General features: G+C 67.8%; 14 protein-coding genes. 4 read left to right on the forward strand and 10 right to left on the reverse strand.

Translation table 11 applies throughout. From position 1 onward, the window contains the following. Positions 1–22 precede the first annotated feature (22 nt). From IFS44_RS13565 to IFS44_RS13580, 4 genes are all read right to left on the reverse strand, one after another. The gene (locus IFS44_RS13565; protein WP_192098820.1) at positions 23–2,476 is read right to left on the reverse strand and encodes a S9 family peptidase; all 2,454 of its coding nucleotides are present in this window, start codon (positions 2,474–2,476) and stop codon (positions 23–25) included. Between the two features lie 87 nt (positions 2,477–2,563). Next, a complete protein-coding gene (locus IFS44_RS13570; protein ID WP_244650293.1) occupies positions 2,564–3,361 on the reverse strand; it encodes a hypothetical protein in 798 nt (265 codons plus the stop codon). A 55-nt stretch (positions 3,362–3,416) separates the two neighbouring features. After that, positions 3,417–4,349 carry a lysylphosphatidylglycerol synthase domain-containing protein gene (locus IFS44_RS13575; protein ID WP_192098821.1) on the reverse strand — a complete coding sequence of 311 codons (933 nt, stop codon included), beginning with the start codon at positions 4,347–4,349 and terminating at the stop codon, positions 3,417–3,419. Positions 4,350–4,417: 68 nt separating this feature from the next. Beyond that, a complete protein-coding gene (locus IFS44_RS13580; protein ID WP_192098822.1) occupies positions 4,418–5,713 on the reverse strand; it encodes a glycosyltransferase family 4 protein in 1,296 nt (431 codons plus the stop codon). A 149-nt stretch (positions 5,714–5,862) separates the two neighbouring features. Between IFS44_RS13580 and IFS44_RS13585 the strand changes: the two genes are divergently transcribed. From IFS44_RS13585 to IFS44_RS13600, 4 genes are all read left to right on the forward strand, one after another. After that, the gene (locus IFS44_RS13585) at positions 5,863–6,540 is read left to right on the forward strand and encodes a response regulator transcription factor (protein WP_192098823.1); all 678 of its coding nucleotides are present in this window, start codon (positions 5,863–5,865) and stop codon (positions 6,538–6,540) included. Further along, positions 6,537–7,898 carry an ATP-binding protein gene (locus tag IFS44_RS22790; RefSeq protein ID WP_192098824.1) on the forward strand — a complete coding sequence of 454 codons (1,362 nt, stop codon included), beginning with the start codon at positions 6,537–6,539 and terminating at the stop codon, positions 7,896–7,898. Before IFS44_RS13585 ends, IFS44_RS22790 begins: the two co-directional genes overlap by 4 nt. Before the next feature lie 137 nt (positions 7,899–8,035). Next, positions 8,036–9,208 carry an MFS transporter gene (locus tag IFS44_RS13595; RefSeq protein ID WP_244650312.1) on the forward strand — a complete coding sequence of 391 codons (1,173 nt, stop codon included), beginning with the start codon at positions 8,036–8,038 and terminating at the stop codon, positions 9,206–9,208. Between the two features lie 83 nt (positions 9,209–9,291). Then, positions 9,292–11,160 carry a gamma-glutamyltransferase family protein gene (locus tag IFS44_RS13600; RefSeq protein ID WP_192098825.1) on the forward strand — a complete coding sequence of 623 codons (1,869 nt, stop codon included), beginning with the start codon at positions 9,292–9,294 and terminating at the stop codon, positions 11,158–11,160. Between the two features lie 18 nt (positions 11,161–11,178). Here IFS44_RS13600 and IFS44_RS13605 read toward each other — a convergent pair whose 3' ends face one another. The 6 genes from IFS44_RS13605 to IFS44_RS13630 form a co-directional block, all read right to left on the reverse strand. Then, positions 11,179–12,582, reverse strand: coding sequence for a TolC family protein (locus tag IFS44_RS13605; RefSeq protein WP_334002403.1), 1,404 nt, complete (start codon positions 12,580–12,582; stop codon positions 11,179–11,181). After that, positions 12,579–13,658, reverse strand: a complete 1,080-nt coding sequence (locus tag IFS44_RS13610; RefSeq protein WP_192098826.1) for an efflux RND transporter periplasmic adaptor subunit — start codon at positions 13,656–13,658, stop codon at positions 12,579–12,581. Before IFS44_RS13610 ends, IFS44_RS13605 begins: the two co-directional genes overlap by 4 nt. Next, the gene (locus IFS44_RS13615) at positions 13,648–15,336 is read right to left on the reverse strand and encodes an ABC transporter ATP-binding protein (RefSeq protein ID WP_192098827.1); all 1,689 of its coding nucleotides are present in this window, start codon (positions 15,334–15,336) and stop codon (positions 13,648–13,650) included. Before IFS44_RS13615 ends, IFS44_RS13610 begins: the two co-directional genes overlap by 11 nt. Positions 15,337–15,429: 93 nt before the next feature. After that, positions 15,430–16,329 carry a hydrogen peroxide-inducible genes activator gene (locus IFS44_RS13620; RefSeq protein WP_159511622.1) on the reverse strand — a complete coding sequence of 300 codons (900 nt, stop codon included), beginning with the start codon at positions 16,327–16,329 and terminating at the stop codon, positions 15,430–15,432. A gap of 66 nt (positions 16,330–16,395) precedes the next feature. Further along, positions 16,396–17,850, reverse strand: a complete 1,455-nt coding sequence (locus IFS44_RS13625) for a glucoamylase family protein (protein WP_192098828.1) — start codon at positions 17,848–17,850, stop codon at positions 16,396–16,398. A gap of 67 nt (positions 17,851–17,917) precedes the next feature. Continuing rightward, on the reverse strand, positions 17,918–19,736 hold a 1,819-nt coding region (locus tag IFS44_RS13630; protein ID WP_192098829.1), incomplete at its 5' end, for a TonB-dependent receptor.

Genomic DNA, 19,736 nt, shown 5'->3' on the forward strand with positions numbered 1-19,736 from the left:
CGCGGAAAGGAGCACCGGCCGGTCATGGCCGGCGCTCCGCCGTCTCCGGCGCCGGCTTCAGCTTCACGTAGCGGTCCAGCCAGTCCGTCATCTGCCACAGCGTCTCTTCGGTCGACTCCAGCGCGCGATAGCCGTGCGGTTCGTTGGGCAGGACGACGTAGCGCACGGTCGCACCATTGCCCTTGAGCGCAGCGTACATGCGTTCGGACTGGATCGGGAAGGTGCCGCTATTGTCGTCCGCGCCGCCGTGGATCAGCAGGATCGGCGCCTTGATCCGGTCGGCATAAGTGAACGGGCTCATTTCGGTATAGGTCGGCGTCGCCTGCCAATAGGTCCGCTGTTCGGCCTGGAACCCGAACGGGGTCAGCGTGCGGTTATATGCGCCCGACCGGGCGATGCCTGCGCGGAAGAGATCGGTATGCGCGAGCAGATTGGCGGTCATGAACGCGCCATAGCTGTGCCCGCCGACCGCCATGCGGGTCCGGTCGGCGACCCCGAGCTTAACGACGGCATCGACCGCCGCCTGCGCATCTTGCTGGAGTTGCTTGACGTAGGTGTCGTTCGCCTCCGTGCCGCCTTCGCCGATGATCGGCATCGCCGGATTGTCGAGGATCGCATAGCCCTGGGTCAGCAGGAACAGATGGCTGATGCCGCGTGGGCGCACGAAGCGATTGCCCTGATCGACGGTCTGCCCGGCGACCTTCGCATCGGTGAATTCGGCGGGGTACGCCCAGAGCAAGGTCGGCAGCGGCCCGTCGCGCTTCGCATCATAGCCCGCGGGCAGGTAGAGCGACCCGGACAGTGCAAGCCCGTCGGCGCGGGGATAGGTGATCGTGCGCTGCGTCACGCCGGCGAACACCGGGGCAGGATCGGCGAACGCGGTGACCGGCTTGGCGCTGCCGCCCCTGACGCTGCGCACGACGTAATTGGGGGCGAGCTTTGCGCTTTCGCGGCGCGTGAGGATGCGCTGCCCGGTATCGTCGAGCATCGCGACGACGGTTTCGTAATAGGGCGGCTTGGCGGACCATAGCCGCGTCTGTTCGCCGCCTGTAAGCGGCAGCGTCGCAAGGAAGGGGAAGGCGCCCGCCTTGGTCGCACCGTCGCCGGTGACGTAGACGGCCTTATGGTCCGGGGTGAAGCGCATCACCGGTTTGCCCGCGGCGTTCGATTCGACGACCGGCCGACCCGGGTCGCCATATTGGTCCTGATAATTGCGGGTCAGCAGCGTGCGCGGCTGGCTCGGTCGCGCCGGTGCGACCGCAAGCCGGTGTTCGGTCCGCGACCGCCATTCGCGATCGATGACCAGCGCGAAGCCGTCATCGCCCCAGAAGGTCGTCGCATAGCGCGCCGGGGTCATCGCCAGGTCGACCGGCGCCGCTTCGAACGGTGCCGCCTGCATCTTGACCACGTCGTGGAAGGCGACCTTCGCACGCGGATTGCCGCCGTCGAGCGCCTCGGCCCAGACGAGCGTGGCAGGGGCGTCGGATCGCCACATCGCCTCGCGCGGACCCTTGACGGCGGCGTCGAAGTCGACCGGAAGATCGTCGGCAAGCGGGCGATCGACCAGCGTCCGTACCGGCTGACCATCGATCGTCGCGACGGTGATCTCGGTTGGGAAATAGCGCGCGGGCAGCAGATAGGAATAGGGCCGCTTGAGCCGTTCGGTCAGCAGATACCGGCCGTCGGGCGAGACGCTGAACTCGGTGATGAGCCCGGGTGCCCCGATCGGCCGGGCGGCACCCGACAGCGCGATCCGGACGAGCTGGCCGGTGAAATAATGATCGAACAGGGCCTCGTCCTGCGCATCGCCGAGCAGATCCTCATAGGTTCGCGCCGCCGACGATCGGCCCGCGCTTTCCTGGACGACGGGGCCCGTCGGCGTGTCGCCGGCGACCGGCGCGGGGCCGCGGTTCGCGGGGACGGTGTAGGCGATCAGCGCCGTGCTGTCGGGCATCCAGGCGAACGGCGTGCCGAACGTGCCGTTCAGGCCCTTGGCCACCATGCGCGCACTGCCGTTGCGCTCGGCGATCCACAGCGAGAGACCGTCGGGCTGCTGCGCATAGAAGGCGAGGCGGGTGCCGTCGGGCGACCAGTCGGGTGCGGCAAAGCGCAGTCCGGCCGGCAGCGCGACATTAATGGTCTTGCCGCTCGCCAGATCCTTGAACTGCAGCGCGTTCAGCCACTGCACGCGGACCTCGGCCTGACCGTTGGTCGCGGGATCGATGCGATAGCCACCGAGCCGCAGGATCGGTTTGGACAGATTGGCGATCGACGGAAGATTCTCGCGGCCGAGGATCGCAAGCGTCCGGTGGTCGGGGCTGACCGAGACGCCTGGGGTCGGCGGTGTCTCCAGCGCCCGTGCGATCGCATCGGGCGCGCGGTGATAGGGCGTGCCCGGCGTCTGCGCGCTGGCGCCGGAGACGACCGCGCTGGTCGTGACGAGGAGGAGAGCGATCAAACAGGCACTGGCGCGCATTCATAACCCCTTGTTCTGATATGTCAGGGGTGTGGCATGTCAGGCGTGCCGGCACCAGCGGGCCCGGCTTCCGTGGCAGCTGGCACCTCAGAATTCGCGGATGATGCGCAGGCCGACGCGCGGTCGGAATGGACCCGACACGGCCCGTTCGGCGCCCGCACCGATCTGCGCCGAGACCTTCCGCCCGATTGCGCGGTGCAGCTGTGGCATCAAGAGCCAATGGCCGCTCGCCCCCGTCTGCCGGTTCACCTCGAACCCGAGCACGGTGCCGTCATCGACATCCCAGAATGTCGAGTGATTGACGATCAGCCCGGTGCCCTTCGTGCTCCTGAGCGTCACGTCGCCCGCGCCGATCATCGTCATCGTGCTCAACCGTTCGCCGAAGCGGTTGCCGAGCAGATAGACCAGGCTGCTCGACCAGCCCCCGTCGCGGCGATTGTGAAGCCCGAGATACTGGACGCCGTGGATGCTGCGTCCGCCGCGAAACGTGCCGAACGTCCCTTGCAGCCCCATTTTGAGATCGGTCAGCCGGCCATTGGTGAACGGCAGCTCGAGCTCGACCGCAAAGCCGTCGGCGACCGCATACTCGACCTCGGGCGCCCATTCGACATGACGCGACGGTCCGCTGAGATTGACCTGGGCGAGCGTGTTGGTCTCGAGTTCGCCGCGCCGCGCGCCGAGTGGCCGCACCATGTCGAAGATCATCGGTTCGGGGATGGCGGGGATCGCGGCGGACGTCGCCCCCGCAATCGCGGTCGCGTCCGGCACCGGCTGGGCCTCTGCCGATCGCGTCTGCGCGGCTGCACCGGTGCTGGCGGCGAGGAGGGCGGGGGCGCAGAACGCTGCGAGGGAGAACGGGGCGCTGGGCCGCGCGCGGATGATCATGGTAACGGGTTCCGATGGAGAGAGCATGAGGACATGCGCTCATCGCCGCGCCGACTTACGCCGACCTTACGCGGGCCCGCAGGTCGACTTCATGAAGCGCGAACAGCACCATCCCGATGGCGAGCGGGATCAGGAAATAGACCATCCGATAGGCGAGCAAGGCGGCGAACAGCGTCGCGCGGTCGATCTCGGGGAGGCTCGCCAGCATCACCGCTTCGAACACGCCCACGCCGCCCGGGGCATGGGTGATCAATCCCGTCGTGATCGCCACCAGGTACCCGAGCAACAGGCCGGGAAGCAGGGCAATCGACGCGCCGGGCAGCAGGACGACCAGCACCAGCGCCGCAAGGACGAGGTCGATGCTCGCCAGCATCATCTGGATCAGTGCCTGCCGCGTGCGAGGCACGGGGATCGAGCCGCCGAACGCGACGATCATGCGACCGCCACGCCGGTGGAGCAGGATCAGCACCATGCCCAGCAGGGCGAGGCTCGCTGCGCCGATCGCGGCGTGGACCGGGTAGGACATCGCAACGCCGGCAATCGCCAGCGTATCGGGACTGGCGACAAGCCCGATCCCGAGCAGCAGGAGCACCCCGGACCAGAAGGTCAGGCCGGTCAGCACCATGACATGGCCGACTTCGCCGATCGTCAGCCCTGCGGGCTGGTAGATCCGCCACCGCGCGGTTCCGCCGGTCAGCAGCGCGAACCCGAAATTGTGGCTGAAGACATAGCTGGTGAACGAGGCGAGCGCCGCCCGGGGATAGGCCACCCGTCGCCCGATGACCCGCAGCGCGATCACGTCATAGCCGGTCAGCACGCCGTAGCTGGTTGCGGTGATCCCGGCCGCGAGCAGCAGCCGGACCCAGCCGATCCGCGTCAGCGCGTCGCGGACGTCGGACCAGTCGACCCCGTCGAGCAGGCTCGCTAGCGCCGCCAGGGCGATCGCGACGACGGCGAGCATCGCGGCAGCGGCGGCTGCCGTTCGCACCGACGACGATGACAGGAGACGTCGCCACCCTGACGGCGTCCGGGCGCTGCACTGTTCTGTCACGACGCTCAGCCCGCGGCCGACCGGTTCCGCCAGAGTGCCGGCGCGGCACCCGGATCGGCGGTTGCCGACACCGTGTCCGTGCCCACCAGCGCACGGTAGGCGTCGAGGACCATCGCCGACGCCGTGTCCCAGTCATAGGCCGCGCTTGCCGCGCGTGCGGCCCGACCCATCGAAGTGCGCAGATCCGAGAACAGTGCGAGACGGCGAACCGCGGCGACCGCCGCATCGAGATCGTTCGCGGCGAAGAACATGCCCGTTTCCTTGCGCAGCAGGTTGCGTCCGCTGGGGATGTCGACGCACACGCTCGGCAATCCCGATGCCATCGCTTCCAACGTTACGTTGCCAAAGGCTTCGGTAATGCTCGGATTGACGAAAATATCCGCGCTGGCGACTGCGCGGGCCAGTCTGTCGCCCGACAGGCTGCCGAGGAGGATCGCGTCCGGCAGGCGCCGCGTTAGCCAGTCCCGTTCGGGCCCGTCGCCGACGACCACCGCCCGGATCGTGGCGGATAATCCGCACATATCTCCGCTACCCTTGCGAACCGCGTCGACGATGTTGGCGAACAGCGCCGGTCCCTTCTCGCGGACCAGCCGGCCGAAGAAGAGCAGGACGATGTCGGTGTCGGCGATGCCCATGTGCCGGCGCCAGGCCAGGTCGCGATGGCGCGGGGAGAAGGCGTCGCGATCGACCCCGCGACCCCAGAGACGTGTCCGCTCGCCAAGCCCCTTGGCGGAAAACTCGGCGGCGATGGGAGGGGTGGGCACGAGGATCGTGTCGTTGCCGGTGTAGAACCGGTCGAGATGCCGTTCCAACATTGGCCGGATCAATCCCGCACCATAGAATTGCGCATAGGTCTCGAACCGCGTGTGCAGGCTGGCGACGACCGGGACGCCCATCGTCCGCGCCAGCCGCTGCGCGGCAACGCCGGTCCAGTCGGGGGCGGACAGGTGGACGATGTCGGGGCGGAAACGTTCGACATCGCGCCGGACCGCCGCCGGCAATCCGAGCCCCAGCCGATACTCGCCGCGACCCGGAATCCGGACCGACGGGACCGACACCAATGTGCCCCTGGGGGCAAAGGCGGGGCGGGGCGATGTCGGTGAATAGACCCGGACGTCGACGCCGTCGCGCTCGAGATACCCGACGAGGCGGTTGGGCGCCTGGTTGGCGCCGTCGCGCAGATAGTTGTAGTTGCCCGAGAACAGGGCGACCCGGCGCGGCTGGTCGGGCGCCGCACGGACGCGGAACAACGGGGCGCGGGTCGCTGCAAGCCGTTCGAACGGGCCAAGGATATCGGACATGGAGACACTCTGATTTTTGCTGACGGCGCATCGCGCGACATCGATCGGGATCGAGGATCGGTCGGCCTATCCCGTCCGGCTTACGCCAGCCTTACGGGCGGTGATGGGCGCGGGCGGTGCGATCCGGGCAGCCCGACCGGGAAGCGTCGATGCGGATCCTGATCGTCGAGGATCATGCCGACCTGGTCACGATGCTGATCCGGCTGCTCGGCGAGGCGGGCTATGCCGCGGACGCGACCGCGACCGCCGCCGATGCACGGCTGATCCTGTCCTATACGCGCTATGCCGCGGTCATCCTCGATCTCGGGCTGCCGGACGGCGATGGCCTGTCGGTTGTGCGCGAATTGCGCGACCGCGATGATCCCACGCCGGTCATCGCGCTGACCGCGCGGGCAAGCGTCGCACACCGCGTGACCGGGCTCGAGGCGGGGGCCGACGACTATCTCGCCAAGCCGTTCGCGCCCGAGGAACTGCTCGCGCGCATCCAGGCGCTGCTCCGGCGCAGCGGCACGATTGTCGACCGGACGATCGATTGCGGCAATGTCCGGTTCGATCCGGCAACGCGCGAGGTCACCGTTGCCAGCCGGCCGACCGTTTTGTCCGCGCGCGAACTGGAGGTGCTCGCCGGGCTGATCCGCCGCACGAGCCGGGTGGTGACCAAGCAGCATCTCGAACAATTGCTGTTCGGGCTCGCCGACGATCTCGGGTCGAATGCGGTCGAGGTCTATGTCCACCGGCTGCGGCGTCGCCTGGCGGAGTCGCAGGCGACCGCGGATATCGTTACGGTCCGAGGAGTCGGCTACATGATGCTGGAGCGGGACGCGTGACGCGGCCGCCACGGTCGCTGATGGCGCAGATCCTGCGCTGGCACGCGATCGCGGTGCTGATCACCGCCGTGGCGGTGGCCGGCGGGGTCTATCTGTTTCTCGACACGACGGCGGCGCGGATCCAGCATCAGACGGTCCACGTCCATGCCCAGGCCCTGCGCCAGGCGCTGTCGCAGGACGCGACCGGAAGGTTGCACCTGACCCAGGACGGGACCAGCGCCGCGGTGTTCGCGCCGGGTGCGGGCTTTGCATTCCGCATCGTCGATCCGCGTGGTGCAGTCCTGTTCCGGTCGGACTCGCCGATCCTGGTGCCGCTCGCTGCCATCCCGCTGAGCGACGAGGAGCGTTTCTTCCGCCGGCAGTCGCGGCACGCCTTCTATGCCGGCGCCAGCAGCCCGGTGCGCGTCGGGAGCGCGCGTGTCTGGATCGTCGTCCTGCAGAACCTGACCCACCCGGACTATATTCTCGACGACCTGCTGGCGCAGTTCCTGCTCTACGGTCTGGCGATCGTGACGCCGGTCCTGCTGCTGCTGCTGGCGATCGACGTGCTGATCATCCGGCGTGCGGTCGCGCCGGTACGGCGAGCCTCCGCATCGCTGCGGACGGACGATGCGCTGCCGCTCGATTTGCGGCTGCATGACGACCGGCTTCCGGCCGAGGTGCGTCCGCTCGCGCGTGCGGTCAATGCGCTGCTGGAGCGTCTGACGTCGAGCTACCGCATGCAGCGCGACTTCATCGCCGATGCGGCGCACGAACTGCGCACGCCGATCGCGGTGGCCAGGCTTCGTGTCGAGGAGGTCGAGGATGCTACGTTGCGGGCGACGCTGCGCAGCGATCTCGACACGCTCGGCCGCATCGTCGAGCAGGTGCTGGAGATCGCCGAGCTCGAAACCGTCGCGCTGGATACCGCGGCATCGGTCGATCTCGTCGCGATCGCGACCGACGGCGTGGCCTCGATCGCACCGCTGGCGATCCGCCAGGGCAAGTCGATCGCGCTGTCGACGGAGGCAAACAGCGTGATGGTCGCGGGCCATGCGGCCTGGATCGCCAAGGCGCTGGGCTGCCTGATCGAGAATGCGGTCAAGCATAGCGGCGTGGGACGGCGGATCGACGTGACGATCGGGACAGACGGCACGCTGGCGGTCTGCGACGACGGCCCCGGCATCCCCGAGGCGGATCAGCCGTCGATCTTTCGCCGTTTCTGGAAACGCGATCGTGCCGCATCCGCCAGCAGCGGGCTGGGGCTGGCGATCGTCGCGCAGGTTGCGGAGGCGCACGCGACGCGGGTGGTGCTCGCGTCGCGGCCGGGGCGGACCCGGTTCGCGATCACCTTCCGCACCGCATTGATGCGCCGCTGATGGCGAGCCCATCTTCGCCACTGACGCGCTCTTATCGGGCATTGCACCATGGTCCACATAGCGGGCACGCGGTCGCAGAGGAATTTGGTATGACGAGTATTGCGCACGACCGTGGCCCCTTGGAGACGGATGCGTCGATGCCAGGCCCGCCGGGCGGACACCATCTCGGTCGGGGGCTGACGTTCGTGATGGCCGCGGCGGCCGGCGTTGCCGTCGCCAACATCTATTACAACCAGCCCATGCTGGGGATCATCGAGCGCGACCTGCCCGGGGCCGCGACCAGCTTGGTGCCGACCGCGACCCAGCTTGGCTATGCCGCGGGACTGTTCCTGCTGGTACCGCTCGGCGACCTGGTCGAACGCCGGCGTCTGATCGTCGTGCAGTTCCTGGGGCTGGCCGCGGCCCTGATCCTCGCCGCGATCGCCCCGAGCGCGGCGATGCTGATCGCCGCGTCGCTGCTCGTCGGGATATTGTCGACCGTCGCGCAACAGGTCGTGCCGTTCGCCGCGCATCTCGCAAGCCCGGAACGACGCGGTGCAACGGTCGGGACGGTCATGGCGGGGCTGTTGTGCGGCATCCTGCTCAGCCGGACGCTGGCGGGTTTCGTCGCGACGCATGCCGGATGGCGGGCGATGTTCTGGCTGGGCGTGCCGATGGCGCTCGGCGCGGGGGTGGTGATGGCGGTGCGGCTGCCGCGCAGCGTCCCGACCGCGGATCTCGGTTATGCGCGGCTGTTGCGGTCGCTCGGCGGTCTCTGGCGGGAGTTCGGCGCGCTACGCAAGGCGGCCATCACGCAGGCGCTGCTGTTCGGCGCGTTCAGCGTGTTCTGGACGATCCTCGCGATCCATCTGCAGAGTCCGCGCTTCGGTCTGGGGGCGGATATCGCGGGCCTGTTCGGGGTGGTCGGCGCGGTCGGCGTGCTTGCCGCGCCGGTCGCCGGGCGCATCGCCGACCGCCGTGGCCCAAGGCTGGTGATCCTGCTCGGGGCCGTGCTGACGCTGGCAAGCTGGGCGGTCTTTGCGCTTTGGAGTTCGATTGCCGGGCTAGTGGTCGGCGTGATCCTGCTCGATTTCGGCGTGCAGAGCGCGCTCGTCTCCAACCAGCATGTGGTATACGCGCTGCGGCCCGAGGCCCGTGCCCGGCTGAACACGATCTTCATGGGGGCGATGTTCCTCGGTGGCGCGGCGGGATCCGCCGGCGCGACCTGGGCATGGCACATGGACGGCTGGGCCGCGGTCACGGGCCTCGGCGCGGTCTTGTCCGCTGCGGCGGTGCTGCTTCAGATCGTCGCAGCCAGACGCCGGCGCTGATCCATCGAGGCGCCGCCGATTTCAGCCACTTGCGCCGATCGCCCCTGCGGGCAACAACCATGCCTGGTCCTGGGAGTTCGCCAATGCATCGTCGCACCTTCATCGCATCGCTGCCCGCGGCGGCGCTGCTTCCGACACTTGCCTCAGCGCAGCGCGGTACAGCCAGCACCGACCCCGCCCCCGGCCCGGGTCAGGGGGCAGCACCCGCGACGGATACCAATCCTACATTCTGGGCGCCCGGCGAGGAGCGCTTCCTGCGCCCCGACGTCCATGCCGGCGACCGGCCGATCGGCGCGAGCTTCGCGTCGCGCACCGCGGTCTATGGGCTCAACGGCGCGGCGGGGACCGCGCACCCGCTCGCGACGCAGGCGGGGATCGACATCCTGCGGTCGGGTGGCTCCGCGGTCGATGCGGCGATCGCGATCAACGCGTGTCTCGGCTTCCTCGAGCCGACGTCGAGCGGGATCGGCGGGGATGCCTATGCGATGATCTGGGATCCGAAGCGCAAGGCGGTCGTCGGGCTCGCCGGGTCGGGTGCATCGCCGCGCGGCCTGAGCCTGGAAACGGTGCGGTCGCGCGCCAAGAACGGCGCACTGCCGCCGCTCGGTGCGCTCAGCGTGTCGGTGCCGGGGACGGTCGATGCGTGGTGGACGATGCACCAGCGCTACGGGAAGCTGCCCTGGGCGGACCTGTTCCAACCCGCGATCGCGCTCGCCGAAGCGGGCGCGCCGGTCCCCGACATCATCGCTTATTATATCCGCCGCAGCCTCACCGCGTTCCGCCGTCCGGGGAACGGGCTGGAGGAGTCCGCCAATGCGCTGCGCACCTATGGGCTGGCGGACGGCAAGGGGCCGGCGGCGGGGGGCGTGTTCCGCAATCCCGACCTCGCACGCACCTATCGCGCGATCGCCAGCGGTGGACGCGGTGCGTTCTATGAGGGCGACATCGCGCAGACGATCGAGCGCTATTTCAAGCGGATCGGCGGCTGGCTGTCGGCGGCGGACCTCGCCGCGCACCATTCGGAATGGATCGCGCCCAGCACGACAGACTATCGCGGCACGACAGTCCACGCGCTCGGCGAGAACACGCAGGGGCTGGCGACGCTCCAGATGCTCAACATTCTCGAGCGGTTCGACCTGAAGGGCGCAGGCTTCCAGTCCGCGCTGTCGATTCACCTGCAGGCCGAAGCCAAGCGCCTCGCCTATGAGGATCGCGCGCGCTATTACGCTGATCCGCACTTCGCCAAGGTGCCCGTTGAGTGGCTGATCTCGAAGGACTATGCGGCACAACGTGCCAAGCTGATCCGCCCCGACCGGCTGCTGACCCCGGTCTATCCGGGCCAGGCGCCGAGCCACGGCGACACCACCTATTTCAGTTGCGCGGACAAGGACGGCATGATGGTGTCGATGATCCAGTCCAACTTCCGCGGGATGGGATCGGGCCTCGTCGCCGATGGCCTCGGCTTCATGTTCCAGGATCGCGGGCAGCTGTTCAGCCTCAAGGGCGGGCACCCCAACATCTATGCGCCGGGCAAGCGGCCGTTCCAGACGATCATCCCGGGCTTCGCGACGCGCAAGGGCGCGCCGTGGATGAGCTTCGGCGTGATGGGCGGCGACATGCAGCCGCAGGGGCAGACGCAGATCATCGTCAACCGCGTCGACTATGGGCTCGAGATCCAGTCGGCAGGGGATTCGCCGCGCTGGCATCACGAGGGATCGTCGCAATCGATGGGCGAAGATACGCCCGGGCTCGGACCCACCGGGCTGCTCCGGCTCGAAACCGGCGTGCCGGTCGCGACGCGCAAGCGGCTGGTCGACATGGGGTGGACGATCGGCGATCCCGATGGCGGCTTCGGGCGCTATGAATGCGTCGAGCACCGGATGGACGGCGACACCCGCGTCTATGCCGCGGCGAGCGAGATGCGCGCCGATGGCTGCGCACTGGCCTATTGAGCAGGGCGGGGGCGGGGCCTAGCGGTCCAGCCCCAGTGCGACACGGTCGGCCGTCGCGGCGGCGAGTTCGGCGCGCGCGGAGGCGATTCGCGCTTGCGCGTCGATCAGGCGGACGCGCGCATCGGTCGCGGTCTCCTCGCGCTGGTTGACCAGGAAGAAGTCGCCCGATCCCAGCTCGAAGCGGCGGCGTTCGGCAACCGCGAGCCGGTCGGCAAGACTGCGTTCCTCCTCCGCGATCCCGGCAAGCCGTTCGGTCGCGCCGACCGCGATGACGATTCCCTCGACCTCGATCGCGATCTGGTCGCGCAGGAAGCGGCTGCGCTGTGCCAGTGCGTCGATCTCGGCGCGGGCTTCGGCCACGCGCCCCTTGGCGGCGCGATTCTGAAGCGGGACGCTGAAGCGGAAGCCGACCGCCGCTTCGAGCGGCGTGCGGTTCGGTCCGCCCAGACCGACCGGGCCGACATCCTTGCCGACTTCACCGCGCAGGTCGAGCCGGGGCGACAGATCGTTTTCCGCCAGCATCAGCCGCGCGGTCGACTGGTCGATCCGGGTCAGGATCGCCCGGTAATCCGGCCGCGTGACCGCTGCCGCGCTCGATCCGGTCGGCGCGACGCCGCCAAGCGCACTCGTGTCCGCGGGCAGCCGGTCGGGTGATACGAGCAGCGGCGCCCCCGCATCGTCGCGCAGATAGAGCGACAGCGTGTTGGCGGCGGTGGCGATATCCTGTTCGGCGCGCACGACGAGCGCGCGCCGGCGGACGAGGTTCTGGTCGTTTTCGGTCAACAGGATTTCGGGTCGTGCACCCAGCGTCACCAGCCGCCCGATCGCGCCGCGCCGCCGTTCCGCCAGATCGAGCAGGTCGCGATAGGCACGCAGGCGCAACCCCGCGGCGACCCAGGCCTGATAGGCGTCGACCGCGCGACGCTGGACGCCGATCGCGACCATCTGCGCCTCGAACCTTGCGACGTCGATGTCCGCGCCGGCGACGCTGCGCCGCGTCCGGCGTTCGTCCACGACGCGGTCGCGCAGCAGGGCGAAGAGCGCGCCGACCTTCGCCTCGCCCAGCCGGTTGGTATAGGCCTGATCCTCATAGACCGGAAAAGTGCCCCGCGATGCGCGGTAGCCACCATAGACATAGCCGCCATTGGTCGTCAGCGGCCGCGTCACACGGCTCTCGACCACGGTGCCGTCATAATAGCCCGCGACGCGCGACTTGCCGTCGACGTCGAACACCGTGTCGAATGCGCCGTCCGCCGACAGCGATCGCCCCTCCGCCTGGCGGACGCGCGCGAGTGCCTCGACGATCTGCGGGGCCGACCGCGCGGAGGCACGCAGCACCTCGTCGAGTGTCAGTGGGGCGGCTTGCGCGATCGCTGCCACCGGGGACAGCAGCATCAGCAGTGCGGCGAAGAACCGGGTCACTTCTTGCCGCCCTCCTCGTCGGAGGCCTTCGCGTCCATGCCCTTGGCCTCGCCCTTTGCGGCTGCCGCCGGGCGCCGCCCGAATTCAAGCGGGAAGTCGTTGAGCTGGCGCCAGAGTTCATAGCCGACCAGCACCGTCTCGCCCTGCACCCAGCCGCGCACCTTGCCGCCGGGGCGGACGAATTCGCGCGCGGGCCAGGCGGGCTTGCCGGGCTGGGGCTCGACCAGGATGCGGAACAGCCCGTCGGGGGCGGCATTGGGATCGATCGTGCGGACGCGGCCGTCGAACATGCCCTGTGCAACCGATGGCCAGCCGCTGAACTGGATCGCGGGCCAGCCTTCGAATTCGAGGCGGACCGGTCGGCCGGGACGCAGCACGGGCACGTCGCGACCGTCAACGAACAGTTCGACCGCGCGCTCGACGCGCTCGGGCGCGATCACCGCGAGCACCGTGCCGGGCGACACCATCGATCCACCGGTCGTGGCGTTGAGCTGCTCGACGCGACCGTCGCGGGGTGCGCGGACCATCTGCGCGGACTGGCGGTTGAGCTGGATGTCGATCCGGTTGAGCTTGGCGCGCGCCTCGGCCAGCTTGGCGCCTGCATCGGCGACCTTGATCTGGGTCTGCTCATAGTCGCGCCGCGCGGCCAGCCCCTCGGCGAACAGTTGCGCGGTACGCGACACGTCGATGCCGGCGACCGCGCGGCTCTGCTGGACCGCGGCGATCTCCGCCTCGACCTGCGCCCGTTCGGCGCGCAGACGTGACAGCAGATCGGGGTCGAGATCGACGACGCGCGCTATCGGATCGCCGCGTTCGACATGCTGCCCGTCATGCACGTACCAGCGTTCGACGCGGCCAGGCACGAACGCCGTCACCTGCTGCTGCCGATCGTCGGGATCGAGCGCGACGACCTGGCCGGTGCCATTGGCGGTCTGCACCCAGGGGACCAGCGCCATGATCGCGATCGCGACCGCGATGCCGATAAACAGCAGCCACGCGACCGTCACCGCGCTGCGCGGGGCGCGCATCTTCGCCAGTGTCGGGAAATGTGCCACGCGATCGGGACTATACGGCATCGTTCGACTCCGTATGCGCGTCGGTGATCAGCGCGGCATGGGTGGCGAAGCGTCGCTGGCGATGCGGTTCGAGCCGGAACCAGCCATCGAGGACGATGTCTTCGGGCCGGCCGGTACACAGCAAGGTGGTCGTCCCGGCCGCCTTCAGCCGGCGCAGCACGTCCGCCAGCCGCTCCGCGGGGATCAGGTCGCACAGCTGCGAGAGCATCAGCACGCGTGGTCGCACGAGCAGCGCGCTGGCCAGCTTGAGCGCAACTACCTCGCCGATCGCCAGCGGATAGCCCGACGCGGCAAGCGGGGTGTCGAGCCCGTGCGGGAATTGCGCAACCCGCTCGCGCAGGCCCACGGCGTCGAGGACTTCGAGCATCCCGCCCGGGTCGGATCCCGCCGCTGCGGCAAGCGACAGATATTCGCGGATCGTGACCTCGACGATCGTCGGCCGGTCGAGCACCATCACCGCGGATCGCAACAGATACATGTCGAACGTCGCCATGTCGGCGCCCCCGACCGTGACCAGCCCGCGCTCGGGCACGATGTGGCGCTTGAGCACCATCGCCAGCAGCCGTTCGGCCCCGCCATCCGCCAGCGTGACGAGTTGTTCGCCGGCCGCCAGCGAGAAGTCGAAGCGCGCACCCTCCACTTCGACCGCTTCGAGCCGGACGGCACCATCGCCGGGCGCCTGTCCCGCGGTGGCGGCCGCCTGTTCCTGGGGAATCGCGAACAGCAGCGACAATTCCTCGGCGCTCGCGATCAGATCGTAGAGCGTGTCGAGATACCAGCCGAGCTGCGACACGCCGTAGAATACACCGCTCAGGATCAGCTCGGCCGCGACCAGCTGTCCGATCGACAATTCGCCGCGCAGGGTCAGATTGCCGCCGAGCGCGAGCAGCGCCGCGCTGGCAAAAGCATAGAGCAGCAGGAAGGCCACGGTCTGCGCGAAGCTGTAGCGGAAATAGCGTTCGTGGCGGTCGACATAGGTGGCAGTGACGGCTTCGGACCGATCCATCGCGAAATCGAGATGGCGGCTCGATTTGTAGAAACCGTTCGATCCGCCCAGGCTTTCCAGCCAGCGGGCGGCCTCATGCTTGGCGTGACTGAGCGCGACCGCGGAGCGGATCGATCCGCGCGACCAGATCGTCCAGATCGCGAGCACCAGCAGGATCAGCAGCGCGTTGAACGCGAGGAAGAAGGGGTGGTAGAAACTCGTCACGACGAGCCCGACCGCGGACTGGAGGATGATCGTGAACGCCCCGATCACCAGGCTCGGCACCGCCTTCTGCACCACGACGAGATCGAAATAGCGGTTGAATAGGTCGCCGCGATTCTGATCGGCGAAGAAGGGGTTCTGCGCGTGGACGGCGCGTTCGGTGATTTCGGCGACGACGCGCGCGAAGAACCGCCGTTCGAACAGCGCCATGACCCAGAAGCGCATTGCGCTGAGCCCGGCGACGAACAGCAGCAGCACGAGCAACAGCCCGGCCAGCGTCCATAACGGTGCTGGCAGCGCGGTGTTGGCGACGCTGTTGATCAGCAGCTGCACCGAGATCGGCGTGGCGAGCGACAACAGGCTGATCGCGACGCCGTACACCATTGCGAGGCGGAGATAGGGCGTATCGGGTCCGACGATCTCGCCCAGCCAGCCGCGCGCTTCACGCCATCCGATTCGTTTGCCTGCCACCTGCGTCATCCAACTGCTCGAGTCCGCAATCAGAATTGCCGCACAGTGTTATTGATACAACTACGGGGCGGCTATATCATCGATAGGATAAACCTATGGGCCAACCGCGCGCAACAGGTCGGCGATCAGGTGATAGGCGGGAGCACGGCCTGCGCCGATGCGCCACAGCAGTCCGATCTCGCGATATTGTCGGCCATGGCTGAACGGCCGCACGATGACGTCGCCACCGTCACGCACTTCCTGGCGGACATAAAGCTCGGGCAGCAATGCCAGCCCCATGCCCATCCCGGCCATCTGCCGGATCGCGTCGAGACTGGTGCCCTCATAATCATTGAGCACGACCGCGCCGACTTCGCCGGCGATCGCGGCGACCTGTTGCGCGAGGCGATAGTCTGCGACGAGCGTCAGCAGGTTCTGGCCGCGCAGATCGGCCATCTCGATTCCGGCCTTCGGGCTCAGCGGATGGTCCGCCGCCATCGCCAGATACAGCGCTTCACGGAACAGACGCTCGGTGTGAAACCCGCGCCCCGCGACCGGCAGCTGCGCGAGGATCAGGTCGTGGTCACCCGCCGCGAGTCCGGCGGTCAGCGCGGACGGCAGGCCTTCGCGGACATGGATGCGCAGCGTCGGATGGTCACGGTGCAGACGCGCGACGAAGGTCGGTAGCAGATAGGCGCCGAGCGTCGGCGATACGCCCAGCCGGATCGTCCCGACCAGCGCGTCCGCTGAAGCGACGCGCACTTCCTCCAGGTCCGCAAGGTCGAACAGGATCCGACGCGCGCGCTCGAGAAGCTCGCGGCCGAGCGGCGTCGGGATCGCAGGCCCGCCGCGCTCAAAGAGCGGCGCACCGAGAATCGTCTCGAGCGCGCGGATCTGTTGCGAGAGCGATGGCTGTGACACGCCCATCCGTTCGGCCGCGCGGGTGAAGCTGCCGTTTTCGGCGAGCGCGACGAAATAGCTGAGCTGGCGGATGGTGGTCCTAGGGCGATGCATGCGTCATCCTATCGCGCCCGAGCCGGCCGTGCGCACCTGTTATCACGTCATCGCCCGGTGCGGCGATCAGGTCAGCCAGCCCCCGGTAAACCCCGCGCGCTGCAACCCGCGGCGGATATGCGGATTGCGGCGCATGGTCGTCCAGACGAGCCCGGTGCGCCAGTTCTCCATCATGACCACGATCGCGCCCTGGTCGATGCCAAGATAATCGTCGTCCACCCAGCCCGCAGCGGGATCGACGCTGCCATGCTTCAGCGGCACCGACGTGGCCGTCAGCGTCGGGTTGAACGAATCGAGAAAGCCGTATTTGCCGTAGATGCGGGCGCCGTAGCGGGCGTGCATCGTCTCGATCGCACGGCTCGACAATTCGGGTTCGAACGCGATCGATGCCGCTGCCGCGGTCGGGGCCAGCGTCCCGTCGTCCCGGTCGCCGACACCGCGGGCCGCATAGCTGAAGAATTCGCGGCGGCGGCCGCCAATGTCGGTGGTGAAGTCGCCGGGGCCGTCGCATGCGGTCAGCCCCCAGACATCTGGGCCATAGCCTACCCAGCCTTCGGGGTTGGCGATCGCATAGGCGCGCTGCGCGCGGACCGCGCGGCGGCTGTTCTCGAAATAATCGATGCCCTTCGCCGTCATGTAGCGGTCGCGAATGCCGCGGAAGTCGATCCAGCAATGGCTGTACTGATGGATGAACAGCGCGGGAAACTGGACGTGCGGCTCGCCGCCCCAGCGGTCGCCCCACTGCGCGTCGAACCGGCTCGTCCAGGCATCCCAGCTGTCTGCTGGTAGCGCGTGCGTCGGCGAGCCGAGCGCGAGGATATATAGCAGCAGGCCTTCGTTGTAGATGTTCCAGTCATGCGGGATGAAGCCGCTTTCGGGATGCCAGCCCATCGCCATGAACGGTGCACGCGGGGTGATCCAGGTCCAGTCGATCGCGGCATAGAGCTGGTCCGCCAGCGCACGGATCCGGACGTCGCCCGGATGCTCGGTATCGAACCAGCTCTGGGCGAACAGCACGCCGCCGATCAGCAGCGCCGTGTCGATCGTCGACAGTTCGGCGCGTGCGAAGCGGTGACCCTTGGTCCGGCCGAGGAAATGGTAGAACAGGCCCTTGAAGCCGCTATCGTCGCTACGGCTGTCGCCCTGCGGGGCGGCTGCGAAGAATTCGAGCGTGGCCAGGGTCCGCGCGCGCGCCTGGTCGCGCGTGATCCAGCCATTCTCGACTCCGATCGGATAGGCGGTGAGCGCGAAGCCGACCGCGGCGATCGACGCGAAGGACGGTGTCGGCCAACGATCGGGTGCAAGCCCCGTGACGGGATCGGTCGTGTCCCAGAAATAGCGGAAGCTGCGGTGATGGAGGTCCGCAAGCAACGCGCTCGGCATCGGCGTAGCGATGGTCCCGGGGCGGGGTAGAGCCGCGCTGGGGAGGGGCGCACTGGGGCGGAACGGCGCGGCGCAACCGGCCATGAGTCCCGCCAGGCCGAGCGTGCTGTGGCCCAGCAACTGCCTGCGATCGATCATGATGTCCTTCGGGTCTGGTCTTCAAAAGGAGCGGGGGCGTGGCTGGGCCACGTCCCCCGGGGGCAGGTCAGAAGGAGAAACCCGCCGACAATTTGACCGTGCGCGGTGCGTTGCCGCCCGTGCTGTAGGTCGACCGCCGACCGTAATTCGGATCGAGCGGGCTGTTGTTGAAATCGACGTAATTGCGGTCGTTCATCACGTTCAGGATATCGAGCCGCATGCGGATCTTGGTCTGATCGGAGATGAAGCCGAGCGGGACATATTTCGTGAACGCGAAATCGAGCTGTCGGCGACCCCAGAGATCGCCAAGGCCATCGGCCTCGCGCCCGACCAGCGTCCGCGAGAACGGATCCGAATTGTCGATGAACGCCTTGAGATAGATCGGCGATTCGATCTGGAACTTGGTCGAGATCGTCACCCCGATCGGCGTATCGACGCTGCCCGCAATGACGAACCGGTGGCGCGGCACGCCCGACGAGCGCAAGGTCGGATAATCGGAGAGCTGGGCGAAATCGAGCGAATAGGTTTCGCCGAACTGCCGGTTCTCGTCGGCCTGCGTGTAGGTGTAGGTTGCGTCGATGCTCCACGGCGAGGCCGCCGAATAGGTCTTGGTCAGCTTGAAATAGACCGCATCGGAATTGGTCTTCAGGCCATTGGTGCCGAGAATGATCGACCCGAAGCCGTTCGGCGAGAAGGAGAACGGGGACTGCGGCACGTCGGTCGGGTTGGCCGGATCGTTGAAGAAGAAGCTCCCGTCCGGGCGACGGTTGCCGAGCAGGAATGCAAACCCGTCATTGCTCTCGATATGCGTGAAGCCCAGCTCGAGTTCGACCGGCGAGAAGCGGCCGCGCAGACCAAGGCTGAACTGGTCCGAATAGGGCAGCTTCAGGTCGTTGTTCATCATGACGATCGCGCGGCCACCACCACTCGCCGAGGTTGCCAGCTGCTGACGTCCGGCCTCGGTCAGGTAGACCGGGTTCCACGCGATGCAGGTCTGGCTCGGCACGCAGGGGTTAAGTGAATCATTGCCGATGAAGTTGAACGTGCGGACCTGATACGCGCCCTGGCTGACCTCCTGCTGCAGGAAGTCGAACTGGTTGCGATCATAGGAGCGGCCATAGCCCCCGAACATCGAGAAGCGTCCGGCTTCGTCGAAGCGGTAGGTAAAGCCCAGACGCGGTTGCCACGCACCCTTGAACGCCTTCCGGTTGTTGCCGGTCGAGATATAGTCGTTGATGTCGTAATCGGCGCCAGTGAGGTTGCCGTAATTGGCGGGTGACACTGCTGCGACATTCTCTGCCGAGGTGGCATAATCGAGATAGGCCGGCGTCCGCTCATAATCCCAGCGCAAGCCAAGATTGAGCGTCAGGTGGTCGGTGACGTCCCAATCATCCTGCGCATAGAAACCGATCTGGAAATTGTTCGACCGGACGTTGGGATTGCCCGCCGCGACGGCGGCGCCGAACTGGAGCTGGTAGGGCAGTGTGTCGTTGAAGGCGACGCCGGGGATCGCGTTGACGTCATAGGTATATTGCGGGTTGGTCAGGTTCTGCTCGCGCGTGTTGAGCTTCACCCATTTCGCCTTGGCGCCGACCTTGATCGTGTGCCCCTGAAGACCGGTGAAGGTGAAATCGTCCTGGACGGTCCAGCCCTTCTGCCCCTTGGTCTGGAAGTTGCCACCGGCGCCGGCGCGAAGCAGATCGGTGCGCTGCGTGCCGCTGCCGATCCGCTGCGTCGCCTGGAAGAACTGCGTGATGCCGTCGGTCGCGGGCGTCGGCGAGAAGACCACATCCTCATACGAGACGCGCGCGTCGTTGATCCACGTATTGCCCGATTGTGTTGAAGAAGTCGGCCTCGGCGCCGGCTGGCACCGGCTTAAAATCAAG

The organism is Sphingomonas sp. CFBP 13706, from assembly GCF_014842355.1.
GTDB classification, from domain to species: domain Bacteria; phylum Pseudomonadota; class Alphaproteobacteria; order Sphingomonadales; family Sphingomonadaceae; genus Sphingomonas; species Sphingomonas aerolata.